The organism is Brassicibacter thermophilus (assembly GCF_055378355.1).
Genome location: NZ_AP042446.1, coordinates 300,462 through 320,152 on the forward strand (window position 1 = coordinate 300,462; position 19,691 = coordinate 320,152).

Below are 19,691 nucleotides of genomic sequence, written 5' to 3' on the forward strand. Positions count from 1 at the left end.
AAGTCTTATCGCATATGCGATAAGACTTATTATTCTACTATAACTTCAATTTTTTCTCCATCGTCATTTTCTATATCTACAATTTTACCTTCTGCTCCGTTTTTTATTTCTTCAACTATTTGTTTTAAATCAAACTTTTCAATGCCAGAATCTTTAAGTTCAGGTGAATAGGCTGAAGCAAGTTTAATTCCGATATCTACCAGTGACAGAGGTATATTTACATTAACTTTGGTTTTATCTTCTGAGTCATATATTCTTACTTTCAAAGATTTAGTAGATTTTATATTTGTTTCAGGTTTTTTCTCTTCTAAAGCATTTAATAGTTCGATACCTTCTTCAGAAGTGATTTTCCCATTTTCAACCATTTTCAATATTTGCATTTTTTCTTCACTAAAATTATTTGACATTTAGTTTACCCCCTTAAAATTATTATTTACTCTTGCTTAAGAAGTTTAATAGCCTCTTCAGATGATATTTCTCCTGAATTTAGTTTAGCTAAAATTTCTTTTTTATTTACCGCCGATGTGTATTTAGCATTATAACCTAATGCTTCTATTACATTTTCTAGTTTATTTCTTACAGTTGGGTAAGATATACCTAATTCTTTTTCTATTTCTTTAATATTGCCTCTATTTTTAATGAAAATTTCTACAAAATATTTTTGTTCATCATTTAATTTACAAAATTTACAAAGGTCAAACTTACCTTCAATAGTAGTATCACAATAACTACAATGAAGCCTCGTTACATCTAATTCGTGATTACAAACAGGGCATTTACCAATAACTTTTTTCTTCACAGATTTTCATCCCTTTCTACAGTGTTGATATTTTTATTTCACTTTTATCATCATCATTTATAATGTGTATTATATCACTAGGATCTTGATAACGGAGCACATCAAATATTTCTTTTAAATTAATATTATCTAAAATTTTAAATGAGTTAACAATATCGTCATCATCACTATATTTAGCTACAAAAGAGCTAATTTTTAAACCTAAGTTTCCTAATCCACTTATCATCCAAAAAGGAATAGCAGGAATTTTTATATTTTTACCCTCTTTTTTATTTATTATTATAATTTTTAACTTTGAGGATTTTACACTCGGTTGGATTACATTACTGTCTTCTTTTATTTTTTTACAAGCTTCTTTAACACTTATTTCTCCTTTGTCAAGTTTATCCAAGATGAGTTTTGTATCCATAAAAATATACCCCCAAAAAGATATTGTTTACAGCTTATTTATATATATTATGCTAAGAGAAATTTTAAATAATATAATCTTTATTTATATAATATGATTTATAATTAAAAAAGTCAATAAAAAATTAAAATATTTAATAAAACAATTAATAATATTAATTTTAAAATTCAAGTATTTAAATTTTTTACATTTAATATTTAATTTTATGATTTATTTATATCTCTTGTTTAAAAAATCCATATTAGTTATCTATGGAATAAATAATTATAGATACAATAAATATTTGTTGTACTTTATATAGATATTATCTATAATCATATAAATACCAAAGTATAAAAAGTATAATGAAGATACGAAAAAAAATAATGTTTAAGGAGGATTAGCTATGAATAAAAAGATAGATGCTAGAGGACTTGCATGTCCTAAACCTGTTATCATGACTAAAAAAGCTTTAGATGAATTAAAAGAGGGCACCATTACTACTATTGTTGACAATGAAGCGGCTAAAATTAATGTATCAAAACTTGCTAAAAAATTAAATTATCAATATACAGCTGAAAAAGTTTCTGATAAGGAGTTTCATGTTACAATAACAAAAGGTGAGGTTTTAGATACAAAATTAGATACTAAAGTAAAAATAGAAAATGAAAATAATACAGGAAGAGCAACTATAGTGATTTCAAATGACAAAATGGGGAAAGGGTCTGATGAATTAGGAAAAATATTAATAAAGAGTTTTATTTACACTCTTACAGAATCAACACCATATCCAGAAACAATTATATTTTATAATGGAGGAGTTAAACTTACAGTAGAAGGTTCTGAAGTAATTGATGATTTGAAAAAGCTTCAAGAAGAAGGTGTAGAGATAATTTCGTGTGGAACATGTCTTGACTATTATGGTCTTAAAGATAAATTGTTGGTAGGAGAAATATCAAATATGTATTCTATAGTAGAAAAGTTGAAAGAAGCTTCTAATACGATTACGATATAGGTGAAATATTACAAGATAAAACATTAGGTTTTTTAATTTTAAAGTATGTTTACAATAGAGAAATAAGTTTAATGTTTTAATTATATTGTTAATTAAATAAACTTTGTCGCAATTTATTTAAGCACCATTTTAAAGGCTTATCCTAATGGTGCTTAAATACTAAAGAGGGAAAAGTTTATTTTTCACAGGCTAATTTTGAGTTTAAAATTTATTTGTATGTAAAGGTTTAATTTTAAAATTTTAATTATTTTGTCTTGAAAAATAAACTTTCTTACTATATAATTTTCTAAAATAAAAATTGAAAGGATTTTATGTGATGAAAAAAGAAATATATTATGTAGTTACATTTGAATCAACAAATCATGCTGTTAAAGGAGAAAGGTTATTAAAGGAGAAAGGTTTAGATTTTAAGACTATTCCAACTCCTAGGGAAATTACTTCTAGCTGTGGGTTATCAATTAAATTTGACTTAAGTTTGTTAGATACGGTAAAATCTATTATGGAGGATAGCAAACTTTCTATAAAAGGGATATATAAAGTTTATAAAGAAGGAAATAAAAAAACTGCTCAAAAAATTTACTAGTTTAGTGGTGGTGGTCTTTTGCAAGAAGTATTTAGTTATGCTAAAACATGGTTTGCTGATGGTAGTGGTCAACTTACTGTCTTAGGCAAAATAAGTAAAATAATAATTATATTAATATTGGTAAAAATAGCAATTAAGGTATCATATTTAGTAATCGATAAGTTTTTTGAAAAACAGAAAAATTTTAAGTACAAAATAGAAGAAAGAAAGTCTAATACGCTAGCAGTTATATTAAAAAGTGTAGCTAAATATGTGATATATTTTATTGGTTTTATACCGATACTTGAAGAGTTTGGAATTAAAACTACTTCTATATTGGCTACAGCAGGGATTGGAGGATTAGCAATAGGATTTGGAGCTCAAAATCTTGTTAAAGATATAATAACAGGTTTTTTCATACTTTTTGAAGACCAGTTTTCTGTAGGGGACTATATAAAAGTTGGAGAGTTTGAAGGTATAGTTGAAGCGATGGGAATAAGAGTTACTAAAATAAGAGATTTTTCAGGAGCTTTGCATATTATACCTAATGGTAATATTCAAACAGTGACTAATAGAACAAGAGGAGCTATGCGTGCTTGGGTAGATGTTGGAATTGCTTATGAAGAAGATATCGATAAAGCGATATCTGTTTTAAATAATATTTCTAAAGAAATTGCAAAAAATAATAGTAATATTGTAGAGGGCCCTACAGTTTTAGGTGTTAGCAATCTAGGCGAATCAGATGTTGTCTTATCTGTAATTGCAAAAACTAAACCGATGGAACAATGGGCAGTTGAAAGAGAATTACGAAAAAAGATTAAGGAGGCTTTTGATAGAGAAGGAATCGAAATACCATATCCTAGGAGAGTAATCATAAAAGGAGAGGAAAATTATGGTTGTAAAGTATAATGTTGGTGATGTAGTAAAACTTAAAAAGCAACACCCTTGTGGTGAAAATAAGTGGCAGATTATGAGAGTTGGTATAGATTTTAAAATAAAATGTTTAGGATGTGGCAGGTTAGTTTGGATTCCTAGAAGGGAATTTGAAAGAAAGGTAAAGAAAGTTATAAGTACTGCAACTAGCGAAAAAGATGGAAATTAAAGTATTAATAAAAATTAATTAACAATTTAAATTAGACAAAATGATAAAAAAGTGTTAGACTGTTAATGAGAAAACGTTTTACTTATTTATTAAATAATTATTATAATAGCGCGATTTTCTAATTTAGTGTTATAATTAATAATAACATAATTTATGGGGGTGCTTATTTGTGAGTTTAAATTATGCTAATCGAATGCAAAATGTTAAAGCCTCAGAAATTCGTGAATTATTAAAGCTTACTCAAAAACCTGAAATAATTTCTTTTGCAGGTGGATTGCCAGCTCCTGAATTGTTTCCTGTAGAAGAAATGAAAGAAATAACTAAAGAGGTTTTAGATGAACAAGGTGTAAGGGCGTTACAATATGGTCCTACTGAAGGATATAAACCGCTTAGAGAACAAATAGCTCAAAGATTAAATAAACTAGGAATAGAAACTACTTATGAAAATATTTTGATAATTAGTGGTTCACAACAGGGATTAGATTTTTCAGCAAAGATATTTTTAAATCCAGGAGATGTAGTGTTATGCGAAAGTCCTAGTTATTTGGGAGCTATAAATGCATTTAAAGCTTACGAACCTAAGTTTGTTGAAGTTCCTACTGATAACGATGGTATGTTATTAGAAGAGTTGGAAAAAATATTAACTAATACTAAAAATGTGAAGATAATTTATACTATTCCGGACTTTCAAAATCCATCAGGTAGAACATGGTCAGTAGAAAGAAGAAGAGGATTAGTTGAACTAGCTAATAAATACAACATACCTATAATTGAAGATAATCCTTATGGAGAATTGAGGTTTGAAGGTGAAATACCTCCTTCAATTAAACATTTTGATACTAAAGGGAATGTTATTTTTTTGGGTACGTTTTCTAAAACTTTTTGCCCTGGGTTAAGAATAGGTTGGGTTTGTGCGCACAAGGATGTTTTACATAAGTATATAATGGTTAAACAAGGTGCGGATTTACAAACTAGTACAATTGCTCAAATGCAAGTTGCTAAGTTTTTGGAGAAATACGATTTAGATGAGCATATAGAAAAAATTAAAAAAGTTTATAAAAAAAGAAGAGATTTAATGTTAAAAACAATGGAAGAAGAATTACCAGATGGGATAGAATTTACTCATCCTGAAGGAGGGTTATTTACTTGGGTTGTATTGCCAAAACATATAAATGCTAGAGAGTTAGCATTAAAAGCATTAGAAAAGAAGGTTGCATTTGTACCTGGAGGTTCCTTTTTCCCAAACGGTGGGAATGAGAATACAATGAGACTAAATTATTCTAATATGGATGAAGAAAGGATAGTTATTGGCGTTAAAAGACTTGCAGAAGCTATAAAGGATATGATGTAATAGGAAGCATAAAATTTATAAATGTTTTGAGTATATTACTTGAAATATGACGTATTGAATGATATAATCTACTATTGTATAAATCCTTGCTCTATTTAATAGGGCCGTTAGTCCAGAAGGAGGTGAAAAAAATGAGAAAATATGAAGCTGTTTTTATTTTTATGCCTAATATGGAAGATGATGTTAGAAATGCTGTATTTGACAGGTTAAAAGGTATAATAGAGAAAAAAGGTTCCATAGAGAATATCGATGAATGGGGAAATAGAAAATTAGCATATGAAATTAAAGACTTTAAAGAAGGATATTATGTTATTGTTAACTTTACAGGTGATTCAGAAGTAGTAAATGAACTAGATAGAGTTTCAAAAATTACTGATTCTATAATAAGACATATGATTATTAGAGAAGAAGAGTAAAGCCAAAAGGTGGTGTTTTTTTGAATAGCGTTGTTTTGATTGGAAGGTTGACAAGGGACCCAGAACTTAGATTCCTTCCTGTTAATGGTATGGCAGTATCTAGATTTACTATTGCTGTTGATAAAGACCTAAGTAGAGAAAAAAAACAAGAGTTTGAAAGCAAAGGACAACCGACTGCAGATTTTATTAATATTGTTGTTTGGGGGAAACAAGCTGAGACATGTGCTAATTATTTAGCAAAGGGTAGACTCGTCGCTATTCAAGGTAGAATACAAAGCAGGTCTTATGATGTCAAAGATGGAAGTAAGAGATATATTACTGAAGTCGTAGCAAATAGAGTTCAATTCTTAGAATGGGGAAATAATTCACCATCACAAGATGATGGAAATAGTTTTGATAAAAATGATTTTATGGATGTAGATGGATTTCAACCTGTAGATGAAGATGATATTCCATTCTAAAAGGAGGGATAAAGGTTGGTTCAGAGAGGATATAAGTCGAAGAAAAAAGTTTGTAATTTTTGTGTAGATAAAGTTGAATACATTGATTATAAAGATATAAATAGACTTAAAAAATATATAACTGAAAGAGGTAAAATACTTCCAAGGCGTATAACTGGTAACTGTGCAAGGCATCAAAGGCAGCTTACAAGAGCAATAAAGAGAGCTAGACAAGTTGCATTATTGCCATATACAGCAGACTAGTAAGAGAGGGTCTGAGTACCCTCTCTTTAATTATATATAAGGGAGAAAATTTCCTTGCTTTAAAAATTAAAATATTCCCTTTAAAGGGAATATTTTTTAATCTATTTTTTTTATTTATAATTTAATTTGACATAATATACTATGCTATATAAAATTTAATAGGATAGTCTTCTATAAATTTTGCCAATAATCTTTATAAATAATTATTTTATATTTTAATATTTGATATAATGTAGTTATAGGTATTCATATTGGAGGGAAATATATGGGGAGCCAAAAAAATATAGATATAACTAAAAATATTAAAATTATTGAATGGCTTAAAAGCGAATTACTTACTGCGGTAGCTTCTCTGTTTCAATTACTTGTAAAAGGAGTTCAAAATAGTCAAGAAGCTATTTTAGATGTAATAGCTAACATAATATTAGTATCATATTTATTAGGGAAAAGATTAGGATTAACATTCCAAAGTATAGATTTAAAAATTGAAAGTAAAGCTAAACTAGGATTAATTGAAAATCATAAGATTGAAAAATGGTATGGTGACTTAAGTGAACTATTAGATCATTTTAATAAAGATAGAATATAGGAGAGTGAACGCTATTGAATTTAAGAAATAATACTAACAGAATAACTGAAACTGCAGTTATTACTATGCTTATGACGATGTTTGCACTCTTAGGAATTTACTTAATTCCTTTTATTATTATATTTTATCCTATTCCTTTTATTGTACTAGGAGTTAGACATGGTATAAAGTTTAATGTTTTAGCATTATTTGCTTCATCGCTGTTAGTTGGAATATTAGTTGATATAACAACAGGATTTTTAATATTTATTATTATGGGGTCCCTTGCTATTACATTAGCTTATATGATTAGAAAAAGATTTAGTCCAACAGATATATTGATTATTTCATCAGGTATTGTATTAATTTTTATCATTTTAACATTATATATTATTTCATATATAACAGGAGTAGATTTTTCAAGTCAATTAGACACATCATTTACATTAACATTAAATAACCAGTTAAATATTATTAAAGATATGGGTTTGTCTGATTATGAAATGGCTAAAATTAAAGATATACTTCAAACTACTGTAGAGTACATGATAATCATAATACCTACTATTTTAATGGTATCTGCTTTTTTGCTTAGTTATTTAAACTATTGGATATCTACTGTAGTATTAAAAAGGATAGGATATAAAACAACAAACATACCAAATTTTAGTAAACTTAGGCTTCCTGGTAATATCATTTTAGGTACATTAATATTGTTTTTAGGGGCAAGTTTGATTAAATATCTTAAAATATTTTATTATGAAGCTATATTTTTAAATATAACAACATTTATTTCATTTATATTTTTTATAGAAGGTTTATCTTTGATAGTTTATCTTATGAATAAATCTAATATAAACAAGTTTCTAAAAGCAGTACTTATACTTTTCATTGTTATTAGCTTTCCATTAAGTGTTATTATATCTATTGTTGGATTATTAGATGTAATATTTGATTTTAGAAAGCTAAAAAAATCAAAATAAGCCTAAGTTATTAGGAGGCTAGATATGGGAAATAAAAAAAATTTTAAATATTTAATAATTGACACAAAGATATATCTTTGGATAATTGGAATACTTGTTGCTATTATTGCTATTTATGAACCAAGAATTGCTGGTATCGGGGTATTGCTATTAGTTTACCTTATATATTATCATTGGAAAAATATTCATCTAAAGAAGGTTGAATGGGCTAAATATATAGAAGGATTAACTAAAGAATTTGATACAGCTACTAAACATGCTATATTTAACATGCCAATTCCACTTGTTATGATAGGAACGGACGGCAAAATAAGTTGGTATAATACCAAATTTTTAGAAATAATAGATAAAGAGGATATTTTAAATAAAAACATTAAGGAATTGATTCCTAATTTTGATTTGTCAATTTTTATGTCAAAGAAAGAAAATACTTCAATTGAAATAGATTTAGGAGATAAGAACTATAAAGTTCTGTATAATATAATAGATACCTCTAAAACTAAAGAAATACAAAAAGAATATATTATTATTCTCTATTGGATAGATAATACAATATTTTCTGTATTGAAAAATAAATACAATGAAGAAAAAATAAATGTTGGGTTAATACAGATAGACAATTATTCAGAGGTAAGAAATGAAACAGATGAAGTAAACAGGCCTGCTGTTTTTGCTGAGATAGATAAAAGATTGAATAGCTTTGTTTCAAAAATTAATGGGTTTATTAGAAAGTATGAAAACGATAAATATATAATAGTTTTTGAAAATAGATATCTTAAAATTTTAGAAAACAGAAAGTTTGATATACTAGACGATATAAGAGAAATTAACATGGGGAATAAAATACCTATTACATTGAGTATAGGTGTAGGTGTTAATGGGAAAAACCCTGCACAGCAATATGAATTTGCAAGGGCAGCTATGGATATAGCTCTGGGACGAGGTGGAGACCAAGCAATAGTGAAAAAAATAGACAAGCTGAGTTTTTATGGTGGGAAAAGTAAGGCTGTAGAGAAGAGAACTAAGGTTAAGGCTAGAGTAATATCTCATGCTTTGAGACAGCTTATTGACCAATCTGAAAATGTATTTATTATGGGACATAAAATAGGAGATATGGATAGCTTTGGTGCTTCTATAGGTATATTAAGGGCAGTAAAAAATAGAGATAAAAATGGATTTATTGTTTTAAATAGTATTAATCCTTCAATTAAAAATATATACAATAGGATGAGAAATGACCATCCAGAGTATTTAGATTATATTATTAGTAGGGAAGAAGCAAAAAACATTGCTACTAAAGACTCTTTATGTGTAGTAGTGGATACTCATAGGCCTAGTTATACTGAAGCACCTGAGTTATTAGATTTAATTGATAAAGTGGTTTTGATAGATCATCATAGAAGAGGAGCAGAATTTATTAGTGACCCTGTATTAACATATTTGGAACCTTATGCTTCTTCTACTTGTGAACTTGTAACTGAGATATTGTATTATACTAAAGATAAAATGGAAATTGAGAAATTTGAGGCTGAAGTATTGTTAGCAGGAATTAGCGTTGATACTAAAAATTTTACTTATAAAACTGGTGTGAGGACTTTTGAGGCTGCTTCATTGTTAAGGAGAGCAGGAGCTGATACTACTAATGTAAGGCAATTTTTCCAAGATGACCTACAAACATTTATTTTAAAAGCAGATGTAGTAAAAAATGCAAAGATAATAGAAAATAAAATTGCGATTTCTCGACTAGAAAAGGAAACAGAGGATTCAGTGCTGATTGCAGCAGAGGCAGCAGATGATTTACTCAATATAAGTGGAATAATTGCTTCTTTTGTGTTAGTTATTAATGAAGGGAAAGTGCATATAAGTGGTAGGTCTTTAGGAGACATAAGCGTACAGATTATATTGGAAAAATTAGGAGGAGGAGGGCATCTAACAATTGCAGGTGCTCAAATAGATGTTCCTAATATAGACGAAGCTGAAAAAATGTTGGAAGAATCTATTATAGAATACTTGAAGGAGGATGATTATAAGTGAAAGTAATTTTAATAAGTGATGTTAAAGGATTAGGGAAAAAAGGAGAAGTTGTAAATGCAAAGGATGGATATGCTAGGAATTTCTTAATTCCAAAAGGACTTGCAAAAGAAGCTACACAAGGTAATCTAAAAGTTTTAAATGAGCAGAAAACTGCTAAACAGAGAAAAGCAGAAGAAGAATTAAAAAAAGCAAGAGAACTTGCTGAAAAAATATCAAAGCTAACAGTTGAGATACAAGGCAAAGCTGGGGAAAATGGGAAATTATTTGGATCAATTACTACTAATGATATATCCAATTCATTAAAAAAGCAACACAATATTAAGATTGATAAGAGAAAGATAGAACTAGACGGCGGAAATATTAAATCATTGGGTACAACTATAGCAAAGGTTAAGATTTATCCAGATGTAGTTGCAAAATTAAAAGTTAAGGTAGTAGAGGGGTAGTAGCATAGATATCTATTACTACGTTTGGAGGTGGAGATTATAGCTACAGAAATGCAGCCATTGGGGAGGATACCACCCCATAGTCTTGAAGCAGAACAGTCAGTCTTAGGTTCTATGATTTTGGACAAAGAGGCTATTGTTACTGCTATTGAAATATTAAAACCTGAAGATTTTTATAAAGAAGCTCATAAGGAAATATATCTTGCAATTTTAGATATATACAATAGAAATGAGCCAGTAGACCTTATTACTCTTTCAGAAGAATTAAAGAAAAGAGGTACATTAGAAGCAGTTGGGGGCATAATATATTTAGCTGATTTATCTGAAGGTGTTTCGACTACTGCAAATATAAGATATTATTGTGAAATAGTTGAAGAAAAATCAATTTTAAGAAAGTTGATTAAAGTTTCTGACGAGATAATGTCCAAGGGATATGACGCTAATGAAGATATAAATAGTATAATTGATTTAGCTGAGAAAAAAATATTTGATATAACTCAAAGGCGAGGTAGGGAAGGATTTTCACCAATAAAAGAAGTATTATTGGAAAGCTTTAAGAAAATAGAAGAGCTTTCAGAAAAAGAATCTGATATAAGAGGTATAACTACAGGTTTTATTGACATAGATAATAAAATTTCAGGATTACAGCCTTCTGATTTGATACTCATAGCAGCACGACCTTCTATGGGAAAGACTGCTCTAGGTATGAATATTGCATTAAATAGTGCTATAAAAGCTAATGCAAAAGTAGCTGTTTTTAGTTTAGAAATGTCAAAAGAACAGCTAGTCCAACGTATGCTTAGTGCCGAATCTCATGTAGAACTTCAAAAAATAATAAATGGGAAACTTGATGAAAATGATTGGCCTAAGATTATTAGAGCTATGGGACCATTGTCAAAAACTAATATATATATTGATGATACACCTGGTATTACTGTCATGGAGATGAAGGCTAAATGTAGAAAACTAAAAATAGAACAGGGATTAGATTTAATAGTCGTAGATTATTTACAACTGATGCAAGGAGATTCTAAAGCAGAAAGCAGACAACAAGAGATATCATCTATATCTCGAGGATTAAAGGGTTTAGCAAAGGAAGTAAATTGTCCTGTAATTGCATTATCTCAACTTTCACGTGCTCCTGAACTCAGGTCTGATCATAGACCTATACTTTCTGATTTGAGAGAATCAGGTGCTATAGAGCAAGATGCTGATATAGTAATGTTTTTATATAGAGACGAATATTACAACCCAGATACTGAGAAGAAAAATATTGGAGAAGTAATAATTGCAAAACACAGAAACGGTCCTACAGGAACGGTAGAGCTAGTTTGGATGGGACAATTTACAAAATTCTTAAACCTTGAAAAAAATAGGTAGTTAATTAACAGGAAATATGTTTAAATTATTTAAAATGGGTAATTAAATATATAAGAAATAAGTTTTAAGTTTAAAATAAGAATACGGGAATCAAATACATCAATTATATTAAGGAGGTCATTTAATGAATGATAATAAAATAATTAGTATAAATGATGATGTTAAATGGATTGGTATACTTGATCCTGGTCTTGTAACTTTTGATGTGGTTATGGAAACAAAGTATGGTACAACTTATAATTCTTATTTCATTGATGCTGATAAAAAAACTATAATAGAAACTAGCAAAGAAAAATTTAAAGATGAATATTTAGATAAAGTAAAGAGTGTTGTAAACCCTGAAGAAATAGAGTATATAGTACTTGACCATACTGAACCTGATCATTCAAGTAATTTGAGACATTTATTAAAGATAGCACCTAACGCTACTGTAGTTGGGAGCAAATCTGCTATAGGGTTTTTAAAACATATGATTGATTTTGATTTTAAATATATGATAGTAAAAGATGGAGATACACTTGACTTAGGGAACAAGACATTACGATTTATATCTGCACCATTCTTACATTGGCCAGACAGTATATATACTTATCTAGAAGAAGATAAGATGTTATTTACTTGTGATTCATTTGGATGTCATTTTTGTGATGAAAGAATGTTTGATGATTTAGTAGATGATTTTGATGATGCTTTTAAATACTATTTTGATGTCATATTAAAACCTTATAGTAAATATATGTTAGATGCAATTAAAAAAATTAGAGATTTAGATATAAATGTAATATGTCCTGGCCATGGGCCTATTTTGAGAAGTAATTGGAAAAAATACGTTGATTGGTCTGAAGAACTTTCAAATAATGCTAGCCAAAGATTAAAGAAAAATAAAGTATTTATACCTTATGTTTCTGCTTATGGAAACACTGGCAAACTTGCTAATAAAATAGCAGAAGGTATAAAGTCTGTAGGAGATATAGATGTTGAAGTAATGGATATAGAGATGAAAGATTTATCTCTACTAGAGGAAAAGGTAGAAGAAAGTACTGCATTGTTAATAGGATGCCCTACTATTAATCAAAATGTACTTCTTCCAATATATAAATTGTTTGCAGTAATAAATCCTGTAACAAACAGAGGTAAATTAGCAGGTGCTTTTGGTTCATACGGCTGGAGTGGTGAAGCTGTTAATATGATACAACAACATTTAAAAAATTTAAAACTTAAAGTTGAACAAGAAGGTTTAAAAGTAGCATTTGTTCCATACGAACAAGCTTATGAGAAGTGTTTTGAATTTGGAAAGGAATTTGGAGAAAAATTATTAGCTAAAAAATAGTTTTATGCTAATAAAAATCTAACTAGTATAGGTATGTATTAGCTAGTTAGATTTTTATTAGGTAACATTTTTGCTAGTGAGCATTGGAGGTATATACGATGAAAATATTAGAGGGTGAAAAGGTTAAAATTAGGCCTCTTTTATTAAATGACGTATATAGTATGCTCAATTGGGGTAAACACAAAAATCCACTTTTTAAATATTATAATTTCCCCCAACTTACAGATGAAGAAATTGAGCAATGGTTTAAAAGTAGGGTATCAAGTAAAAAGAGAAAATGTTTTGTTGTTATTAATGAAGATAATAAAGTAGTAGGATACCTTACAATTAAAAATATTAAAATTATAACTAAGAGTAGTTGGCTAGGTATTGTATTTGATCCAAATTATACGGATATGGGATATGGAACTGATGCTATAAAGACTATATTAAAATATTATTTTAATGATTTAAAAATGAAAACAATGTATTTAGATGTTTTGAAATACAATAAAAGGGCTATAAGATGTTATGAAAAATGTGGTTTTGTTAAAGTAAAAGAGTATAAGAAAAAACTTGAGGATCAAGAAATAGATATTTTTAATAATGAAGAGATTAAGGACGCTGTGGATTATTTTTATATTATAAATGGGAAGATATATGCTTCCGTTTACAAAATGAAAATTACCTTTAAGGAGTATGTTGAAGTGGTATGAAAGAAGCTAATGATTTACTTAGGATAGATTTAGGAGAACTTTTGACATCTTTATCTCTTGCTTTAGATATAGCAGAAAATAGGTATTATGAACATTCTAGAAGAGTAGCTTATATTTCTATTAATATTGCAAAAGAAATGGGGCTTTCTAACGTTAAAATTAAAGACACATATTATGCTTCTCTTATACATGATATAGGTATGGCTGGTCAAATGGCTAGTTATAGCATAGAGGATATACATTATGGGAAAAAATTAAAAAGAGATCATTGTAAACTTGGGTTTGAAATAGTAAAGAATTTACCACTAAATAAAGATATTTGCAAATATATTTTGTTACATCACGAAGAATGGAACGGCAGCGGTGTTTTTGGAATAAGCGGAAATGATATTCCATTAACTTCTCAAATTATTCATATTGCAGATTACTTTGATTTAATTTTTTCAGGGATGTACAAGGATATTAATAGTGATGAAAAAATGGTAAAATGGGTTGAAAACTCTAAAAATACTTACTTCAATCCAGAAATTGCAGATATATTATTGTGTTTAATGGAAAGAGAAAAGTTTTGGTTTGATTTAAGGTACCATGACTTAAGTCAAATTTTATCTTTTATAAGTCCGGCAGAAAAGACAATAATAGATATTTCCCAATTAAAAAAGATTGCAAAAGCTTTTTCTATGATAATTGATAGTAAAAGTAAATTTACACATGACCATTCAAAAGGTATAGCTAAATTGACAAGAAATATGGCTAACTATATTGGATATGATGATTTATCAGTTGAGAAATTAGAGATTGCAGCAAATTTGCATGACTTAGGGAAATTAGTTGTTCCAAATTATATATTGGAAAAACCAGGGAAGCTATCAAATAGCGAATTTAAAATTATAAAATCACATCCATATTATACTAAACTTATATTAAAGCAGGTAAAGGGAATAGAAGAAATTGCAGAATGGGCAGGTAATCATCATGAGAAATTAAATGGAAATGGATATCCTGAGAGATTAGATTTTAATCAATTAACTAAAGAAGACCAAATAATTGCTGTAGCAGATATATATCAAGCTTTAACTGAGAATAGACCATACAGAGATGGCATGAGCCATCAAAAAGCAATGATGATATTAAATGACATGGGAAAAAACGGTTATCTATCTAAAAGTATTATAAAGGTGATAGATGAAGTTGCTGGACAAAAATAATTTATAAATTTTTTATTGACAAAATAAAAACTTTGATGTATCATATTAAGAGTCAGCTTAAGCAAAACATTGAAATTAATATTTAAATTAATTGTTATGTGACCCATTAGCTCAGTAGGCAGAGCACCTGACTTTTAATCAGGGTGTCCGGCGTTCGAATCGCCGATGGGTCACCATTTTTGGCCTGGTAGTTCAGATGGTTAGAATGCCAGCCTGTCACGCTGGAGGTCGTGGGTTCGAGTCCCATCCAGGTCGCCATATTTTTTTTATATTTAATGTATAATGTATTGATCAGGTAATTTAAAGCATTCTTATAAAAAAGCCGATGTTTAAACATCGGCTTTTTTATATCATATATTTCTTATGATTTATAAGATTCCCATCTTAAATCAGGTCCAAAAAATTTTAAAAGGGTAAATTTACTAAATATCCTAGAAAATATCCTATCTGTATATGTATTTGCTATTTCTTTTAAAGAAAGATTAGTTGATATTATAGTTTTTTTCCCTTCTATAAGTCTTGAATTTACTATATTAAATATTTCAGTATTTGTAAAAGTGTTGGTTAATTCTGTGCCTAAATCGTCTATTATTAATAAATCTGAATCAAACAGTAGATTATAGTCATCACTATAAATTTCTGATTCCTGATTTCTTCTAAATTTATACCCCTCTATAATTTCTAATATTTTAAAAGCAGTTTGATATATTACTATTTTATTTTTGTCTAATAAAGCTTTAGCTATACAATTACACATGAATGTTTTACCTAATCCAGTAGATCCATAAAAAAGAAGGTTTTCTTCATTGTCTTCATCAAAGTTAAAGACAAAACCTTCACATATATTTAATATTTCCATCATATTTTCTCTTGGTGAAATGTTATCTTCTCCATAAGGTTCAGGAGAAAATATGGATATATCAAAGGTTTGAAAATTTTCTTTTTTTAACATGTTTTCAATATTTGACATCTTATAATATTTGTTTATTAATGCTTGTTTTAAACAGTTACACTTTTCTCCGGTTTCAAGAAAACCTGTGTCTTTACACATATTGCAACTGTAATTTATATCTAAGTATTCGAGTGGGATATTGTTTTCTGTAAGTAAAATGGCTTTTTCTCTCTTTAATAACTCTAACTTTTCTTTAATTTTATTTACATATTCTTCATAAGAATCTGGATTTTCTAAAATAGCCTTTGATATGAGAAAGCCTATTTTAGATATTTGATTGTCTATTTCTTTTATTTTAGGAATTTTTTCATAAACTTCTTTCTGCCTTTTTTTTTGTTCAAAAATAGCCTTATCTCTTTTTTTTTCATATTCTCTTAATATTTCATGCAAATAATCATTTTTCATATATATCCTCCTTAAAAAGGAAACTATATATTTCTTTTCCTTTTAGCAATATGCTCTAAATCTTCCTCAGTGTATTTTTGGGTTCTTTGTTCAAAATTATGAAATTTAGTTTTAACAGTCATATTTTTATTACTTGTGAGAAAATTGTTTTGGGAACGTGTAGACTTTGTACTATCATATTCTTTAATATCTTCAACACTTTTAATTCCTTTTTCAAACCATGAGTTTAATATTTTATCTATGTAATTAAAGTTTGGGTTTGATGTTTTTTTTGTATTTTCACAAGCTTTCAAGACTACATCTATTGTAAATTTCCAATTATCAAACCATTTATCCATAGTTTTTATTTCATATTCTGTAGGCAGACGGAAGTTAAATCCTAATGCTTTCATGATTCTTTCATATCTATAAAATTTTTCGTCATTAGATTTAAAGTGTTCATTTAATGCGTCTACGTTTGTAATATTCATATCATACCAATTCCTAATGATACCTTCTACATAATTCACGTTTTTTTTCCCTTTTTTTTCTACTGCATAAAAATACGCTTTTACAATAATATCAGGATTCATATTATAGTTATAAATCCAATTTAAAATTTTCCTTTTTTCATTTGGTGCCAAAGGACGTCGTATAATATAACTAATAGAATTAAACATTTCTTGTATGCTTGGTATTTTATTCGCTTCAATCAAGTCTTTTACAGAGGCAGAATAAGATTTATTTTCTGATGCTGTAGCTTTAGACGAGATAGGTCTATAATTATTATTAATATAAAGTTGCTTAAGATTTAAAAATTCAACTTCATAATCATATTTATCTTTATTATCTTTGATATGTTTTTTGATTATTCCCTTTTCTTCCCAAAAATCCCAAGCCTTTAGTACGTCTGATAAAGGTATATTTAAGTGTTTTGATATAGTTTCATTATTTACTTTTATGTTATGATCTTTATCATTTGCATATTTATAGCCTAAAAGATACACTTTAACATAAGTGCCATCTGCTATAGGCATGTAATCATTTAAAAATATATTTTCTATTGGGGTGTCCCCTAAGTCAATATCTGTTGTTTGGAGCGAAAATGTCATAAACTCACCTTCCGTTAAAGAGTTTTAATATTATTATATCATAAAGAAAAGCAATATTCAGATAGAGTTTTGATTGAAAAATTGTATAGTAAAGCAATTTATTAAGTTTTATAAGTTTTAAATTGATACAGTTAGTATTATTACCACATATAGGAATAAAATGCTGTTATATAAAATAAAATATAAAAGACAGGCTATATGGAACTTAGAGTATAATTTTAGTAGGCAAAAACAACAAAAATGAAAAAGATGCCCGAAAGCACCTTTAACATATATGAATCATCCAATATAATAGTAATTAATAAGAAAACTATAAAAGGGATGATTACATGTATAATATAAGTTTAGATGAAAAAGAAATTAATTTCAAGAACTTAGAGAAAATTATATATAAGCTTGTATGCCGACAGGCATGTGAAATGCTCGTAGAGCTATTAGAAAAATTAGATAATAAATTAATGAAAGAAAGAGATAAAGAAGAATATAGAAATAAAGGATTAAAGAAAACTACCATAAAAACAATAATGGGCGAAATTGAATATAAACGTAGAATATATCAATATACTACACAAGAGGGTAAAAGAGGTTACAAATGCCTTTTAGATGAATACTTAAAAATGGAAACCATAGGACATATATCTACAAATCTAGTAGAAAAAATAGTAGATCTAGCAACAGATGAATCATATAGAAAAACAGCAAATAAAATAACAGAAATGACAAACCAAAGTATAAGTCATTCAGCAGCTTGGAACATAATACAAAACTTAGGAGAACAACTAAAACAAAAAGAAAAACACGAAATAAAATTAAACAACGAAGAAAAATTACAAGGCAAAAAAGAAACAAAAATATTGTTTGAAGAAATGGATGGAGTGTGGATAAATATCCAAGGTAAAGATAAAAAGACTAAGGGAAAAGAGAAAAAAGAACTAAAATTAGGAATTTTTTATGAAGGCTGGGAGAAGAAGCATGAGAAAAAAGATAGATATGTACTAAAGAACAAAAAAGCATATGCAAGCTTTGGAAGTAGTAAAGAATTTAGAAAACTAAGACAAGCCAAAATAGCGAAACAATATAATACTGACGAAATAGAAACAAAAATAGTAAATGGAGATGGAGCAAACTGGATAAAAGAAGTTATAAAAGAAGACAATTCACACTTTCAATTAGATCCATTTCATAGAAATCAAGCAGTACTTAAGAACATAGAAGATAAGAAAAAGGCAAAAGAAATAATAAAGAAACTAAGCAATGGTAACATAGAAGAAGGATTAGAAATGATAACAAAACTAATGATAGAAAACAATGATAATCAAAAGAAAATGAAGAAATTACAGGCACTATATAATTACCTAGTAAACAACAAAGAAGGGATAGTGCTCTACAAACTTCGCCCAGACATAAATATGCCGCAACCACCAGAAGGAATTAAATATAGAAATCTAGGAACAATGGAACATAGCATATGTGATATATTAGCACAAAGGATGAAAGGGAATAAAACAAGTTGGTCAATACAAGGAGCCAGTAACTTAGCCAAGATACTAGCAGAAAAAGCAAGCAAAGAATTAGCAACAACAATAAAATCACTACTGAACAAAGAAATAAAAGAAGAAAAGCTTGAAGAAATAATAGAAAAAGTAGGATTAACAGCAGCAGAAGTAAATAAAAAGCCAAAGAAAAGCAAGATATACAAACACAAAAGAGCAAGCATGCCATTTAGTCAATGTTCAGTAACTAACGGAAGAAAAGCCATAAAGGACATGTTAGGTTGCAAATGTGCAAGTCAAATGAACCTAAGTTTTTAATATCTAATATATTATATAACTTAAAAGAATAAGCTAACATACGATACCTATGCTCTAATATAAGCCTAAAAAAATACAACATAATAGAGCATTAATACTGATGAATAAATAGAATTAGACCTAAAAATAGGGCTCTCAGACTTATTGTTATTCTATAATCATAAGTCTAGTATTATAGAATAACAATTTTGAAATCATTGTAAAGTATATGTAAATTTATTTTTAAAATTGTAGAAAGTATAAATAGAATACTCTTGCCCTATCGGGCATAAAAACATAATTAAAACAGCAAAATTGGATGATTAAATTTAAAAATAATAATTTTGCCAACTTTTACTTGACAGTATCTATATGGAATTTTCTATTGTAAATTTCCAAAAATGTGATATAATTTAAACGTATTATATTACAAACATGTTACAAATATCATATGCTACTAAAACGGTACAGT

The 19,691-nt window shown here is 28.0% G+C and carries 22 protein-coding genes and 2 tRNA genes; 19 read left to right on the forward strand and 5 right to left on the reverse strand.

The features are described from left to right. Positions 1-29 precede the first annotated feature (29 nt). From ACZ41D_RS01455 to ACZ41D_RS01465, 3 genes are read right to left on the reverse strand one after another with little or no spacing between them, the layout of a single operon-like run. Positions 30-407, reverse strand: coding sequence for an SHOCT-like domain-containing protein (locus ACZ41D_RS01455; RefSeq protein ID WP_464152154.1), 378 nt, complete (start codon positions 405-407; stop codon positions 30-32). 26 nt (positions 408-433) lie between these two features. After that, a complete protein-coding gene (locus ACZ41D_RS01460) occupies positions 434-799 on the reverse strand; it encodes a DUF2089 family protein (protein WP_464152155.1) in 366 nt (121 codons plus the stop codon). A 16-nt stretch (positions 800-815) separates the two neighbouring features. Continuing rightward, entirely contained in the window at positions 816-1,208 is a 393-nt protein-coding gene (locus ACZ41D_RS01465) for a hypothetical protein (RefSeq protein ID WP_464152156.1), read from the reverse strand. Positions 1,209-1,593: 385 nt separating this feature from the next. Between ACZ41D_RS01465 and yedF the strand changes: the two genes are divergently transcribed. The 18 genes from yedF (at position 1,594) to ACZ41D_RS01555 (ending at position 15,239) form a co-directional block, all read left to right on the forward strand. Continuing rightward, positions 1,594-2,202 (forward strand): sulfurtransferase-like selenium metabolism protein YedF, encoded by a 609-nt coding sequence (yedF, locus tag ACZ41D_RS01470; protein ID WP_464152157.1) that lies wholly within the window; start codon positions 1,594-1,596, stop codon positions 2,200-2,202. Positions 2,203-2,518: 316 nt separating this feature from the next. Beyond that, entirely contained in the window at positions 2,519-2,785 is a 267-nt protein-coding gene (locus tag ACZ41D_RS01475) for a putative Se/S carrier protein (protein ID WP_464152158.1), read from the forward strand. Positions 2,786-2,803: 18 nt separating this feature from the next. Then, entirely contained in the window at positions 2,804-3,673 is an 870-nt protein-coding gene (locus tag ACZ41D_RS01480) for a mechanosensitive ion channel family protein (RefSeq protein ID WP_464152159.1), read from the forward strand. Then, a complete protein-coding gene (locus tag ACZ41D_RS01485; protein ID WP_464152160.1) occupies positions 3,657-3,866 on the forward strand; it encodes a DUF951 domain-containing protein in 210 nt (69 codons plus the stop codon). Before ACZ41D_RS01480 ends, ACZ41D_RS01485 begins: the two co-directional genes overlap by 17 nt. A 169-nt stretch (positions 3,867-4,035) precedes the next feature. Further along, on the forward strand, positions 4,036-5,217 hold the full coding sequence (locus tag ACZ41D_RS01490) for an aminotransferase-like domain-containing protein (protein WP_464152161.1): 1,182 nt from the start codon (positions 4,036-4,038) through the stop codon (positions 5,215-5,217). 131 nt (positions 5,218-5,348) lie between these two features. After that, positions 5,349-5,633, forward strand: a complete 285-nt coding sequence (gene rpsF, locus ACZ41D_RS01495; protein ID WP_464152162.1) for a 30S ribosomal protein S6 — start codon at positions 5,349-5,351, stop codon at positions 5,631-5,633. 20 nt (positions 5,634-5,653) lie between these two features. Further along, the gene (locus ACZ41D_RS01500) at positions 5,654-6,094 is read left to right on the forward strand and encodes a single-stranded DNA-binding protein (protein ID WP_464152163.1); all 441 of its coding nucleotides are present in this window, start codon (positions 5,654-5,656) and stop codon (positions 6,092-6,094) included. Between the two features lie 15 nt (positions 6,095-6,109). Further along, entirely contained in the window at positions 6,110-6,337 is a 228-nt protein-coding gene (gene rpsR / locus ACZ41D_RS01505; RefSeq protein WP_464152164.1) for a 30S ribosomal protein S18, read from the forward strand. 265 nt (positions 6,338-6,602) lie between these two features. Next, positions 6,603-6,926: a MazG-like family protein gene (locus ACZ41D_RS01510; protein WP_464152165.1), complete on the forward strand. Its 324-nt coding sequence runs from the start codon at positions 6,603-6,605 to the stop codon at positions 6,924-6,926. Positions 6,927-6,940: 14 nt separating this feature from the next. Further along, positions 6,941-7,888 carry a YybS family protein gene (locus tag ACZ41D_RS01515; RefSeq protein ID WP_464152166.1) on the forward strand — a complete coding sequence of 316 codons (948 nt, stop codon included), beginning with the start codon at positions 6,941-6,943 and terminating at the stop codon, positions 7,886-7,888. Between the two features lie 24 nt (positions 7,889-7,912). Continuing rightward, entirely contained in the window at positions 7,913-9,922 is a 2,010-nt protein-coding gene (locus ACZ41D_RS01520) for a DHH family phosphoesterase (RefSeq protein WP_464152167.1), read from the forward strand. Then, entirely contained in the window at positions 9,919-10,368 is a 450-nt protein-coding gene (gene rplI, locus ACZ41D_RS01525; RefSeq protein WP_464152168.1) for a 50S ribosomal protein L9, read from the forward strand. The genes ACZ41D_RS01520 and rplI overlap by 4 nt, the downstream gene beginning before the upstream one ends. A gap of 51 nt (positions 10,369-10,419) precedes the next feature. Continuing rightward, on the forward strand, positions 10,420-11,748 hold the full coding sequence (gene dnaB / locus ACZ41D_RS01530) for a replicative DNA helicase (RefSeq protein WP_464153102.1): 1,329 nt from the start codon (positions 10,420-10,422) through the stop codon (positions 11,746-11,748). Positions 11,749-11,872: 124 nt separating this feature from the next. Then, complete coding sequence (locus ACZ41D_RS01535) at positions 11,873-13,078, forward strand: FprA family A-type flavoprotein (protein ID WP_464152169.1); 1,206 nt, start codon at positions 11,873-11,875, stop codon at positions 13,076-13,078. A gap of 98 nt (positions 13,079-13,176) precedes the next feature. Next, positions 13,177-13,773 (forward strand): GNAT family N-acetyltransferase, encoded by a 597-nt coding sequence (locus ACZ41D_RS01540; protein ID WP_464152170.1) that lies wholly within the window; start codon positions 13,177-13,179, stop codon positions 13,771-13,773. Then, on the forward strand, positions 13,770-14,981 hold the full coding sequence (locus ACZ41D_RS01545; RefSeq protein ID WP_464152171.1) for an HD-GYP domain-containing protein: 1,212 nt from the start codon (positions 13,770-13,772) through the stop codon (positions 14,979-14,981). The genes ACZ41D_RS01540 and ACZ41D_RS01545 overlap by 4 nt, the downstream gene beginning before the upstream one ends. Before the next feature lie 100 nt (positions 14,982-15,081). After that, a tRNA-Lys gene (locus tag ACZ41D_RS01550) sits at positions 15,082-15,157 on the forward strand. A 5-nt stretch (positions 15,158-15,162) separates the two neighbouring features. Continuing rightward, positions 15,163-15,239, forward strand: a tRNA-Asp gene (locus ACZ41D_RS01555). Between the two features lie 103 nt (positions 15,240-15,342). On the opposite strand, the gene ACZ41D_RS01560 is transcribed toward ACZ41D_RS01555, so the two are convergent. Together ACZ41D_RS01560 and ACZ41D_RS01565 are read right to left on the reverse strand one after the other, a co-directional pair. Then, complete coding sequence (locus tag ACZ41D_RS01560) at positions 15,343-16,338, reverse strand: ATP-binding protein (RefSeq protein WP_464152172.1); 996 nt, start codon at positions 16,336-16,338, stop codon at positions 15,343-15,345. Positions 16,339-16,361: 23 nt separating this feature from the next. Next, the gene (locus tag ACZ41D_RS01565; RefSeq protein ID WP_464152173.1) at positions 16,362-17,429 is read right to left on the reverse strand and encodes a DnaD domain protein; all 1,068 of its coding nucleotides are present in this window, start codon (positions 17,427-17,429) and stop codon (positions 16,362-16,364) included. Positions 17,430-17,758: 329 nt separating this feature from the next. On the opposite strand from ACZ41D_RS01565, the gene ACZ41D_RS01570 reads away from it, so the two are divergent. Next, positions 17,759-19,240, forward strand: coding sequence for an ISLre2 family transposase (locus ACZ41D_RS01570; protein WP_464150702.1), 1,482 nt, complete (start codon positions 17,759-17,761; stop codon positions 19,238-19,240). The last annotated feature ends 451 nt before the right edge of the window (positions 19,241-19,691 follow it).

Bases quoted from the DNA above. Each gene is read 5' to 3' on its own strand.
- ACZ41D_RS01520 (WP_464152167.1), top strand. From the start codon at position 7,913: ATGGGAAATAAAAAAAATTTTAAATATTTAATAATTGACACAAAGATA.
- ACZ41D_RS01545 (WP_464152171.1), top strand. From the start codon at position 13,770: ATGAAAGAAGCTAATGATTTACTTAGGATAGATTTAGGAGAACTTTTG.
- ACZ41D_RS01570 (WP_464150702.1), top strand. From the start codon at position 17,759: ATGTATAATATAAGTTTAGATGAAAAAGAAATTAATTTCAAGAACTTA.
- ACZ41D_RS01510 (WP_464152165.1), top strand. From the start codon at position 6,603: ATGGGGAGCCAAAAAAATATAGATATAACTAAAAATATTAAAATTATT.
- rpsF (WP_464152162.1), top strand. From the start codon at position 5,349: ATGAGAAAATATGAAGCTGTTTTTATTTTTATGCCTAATATGGAAGAT.
- ACZ41D_RS01540 (WP_464152170.1), top strand. From the start codon at position 13,177: ATGAAAATATTAGAGGGTGAAAAGGTTAAAATTAGGCCTCTTTTATTA.
- dnaB (WP_464153102.1), top strand. From the start codon at position 10,420: ATGCAGCCATTGGGGAGGATACCACCCCATAGTCTTGAAGCAGAACAG.
- ACZ41D_RS01465 (WP_464152156.1), bottom strand. From the start codon at position 1,208: ATGGATACAAAACTCATCTTGGATAAACTTGACAAAGGAGAAATAAGT.
- ACZ41D_RS01535 (WP_464152169.1), top strand. From the start codon at position 11,873: ATGAATGATAATAAAATAATTAGTATAAATGATGATGTTAAATGGATT.
- ACZ41D_RS01455 (WP_464152154.1), bottom strand. From the start codon at position 407: ATGTCAAATAATTTTAGTGAAGAAAAAATGCAAATATTGAAAATGGTT.
- ACZ41D_RS01475 (WP_464152158.1), top strand. From the start codon at position 2,519: ATGAAAAAAGAAATATATTATGTAGTTACATTTGAATCAACAAATCAT.
- ACZ41D_RS01565 (WP_464152173.1), bottom strand. From the start codon at position 17,429: ATGACATTTTCGCTCCAAACAACAGATATTGACTTAGGGGACACCCCA.
- ACZ41D_RS01485 (WP_464152160.1), top strand. From the start codon at position 3,657: ATGGTTGTAAAGTATAATGTTGGTGATGTAGTAAAACTTAAAAAGCAA.
- ACZ41D_RS01560 (WP_464152172.1), bottom strand. From the start codon at position 16,338: ATGAAAAATGATTATTTGCATGAAATATTAAGAGAATATGAAAAAAAA.
- yedF (WP_464152157.1), top strand. From the start codon at position 1,594: ATGAATAAAAAGATAGATGCTAGAGGACTTGCATGTCCTAAACCTGTT.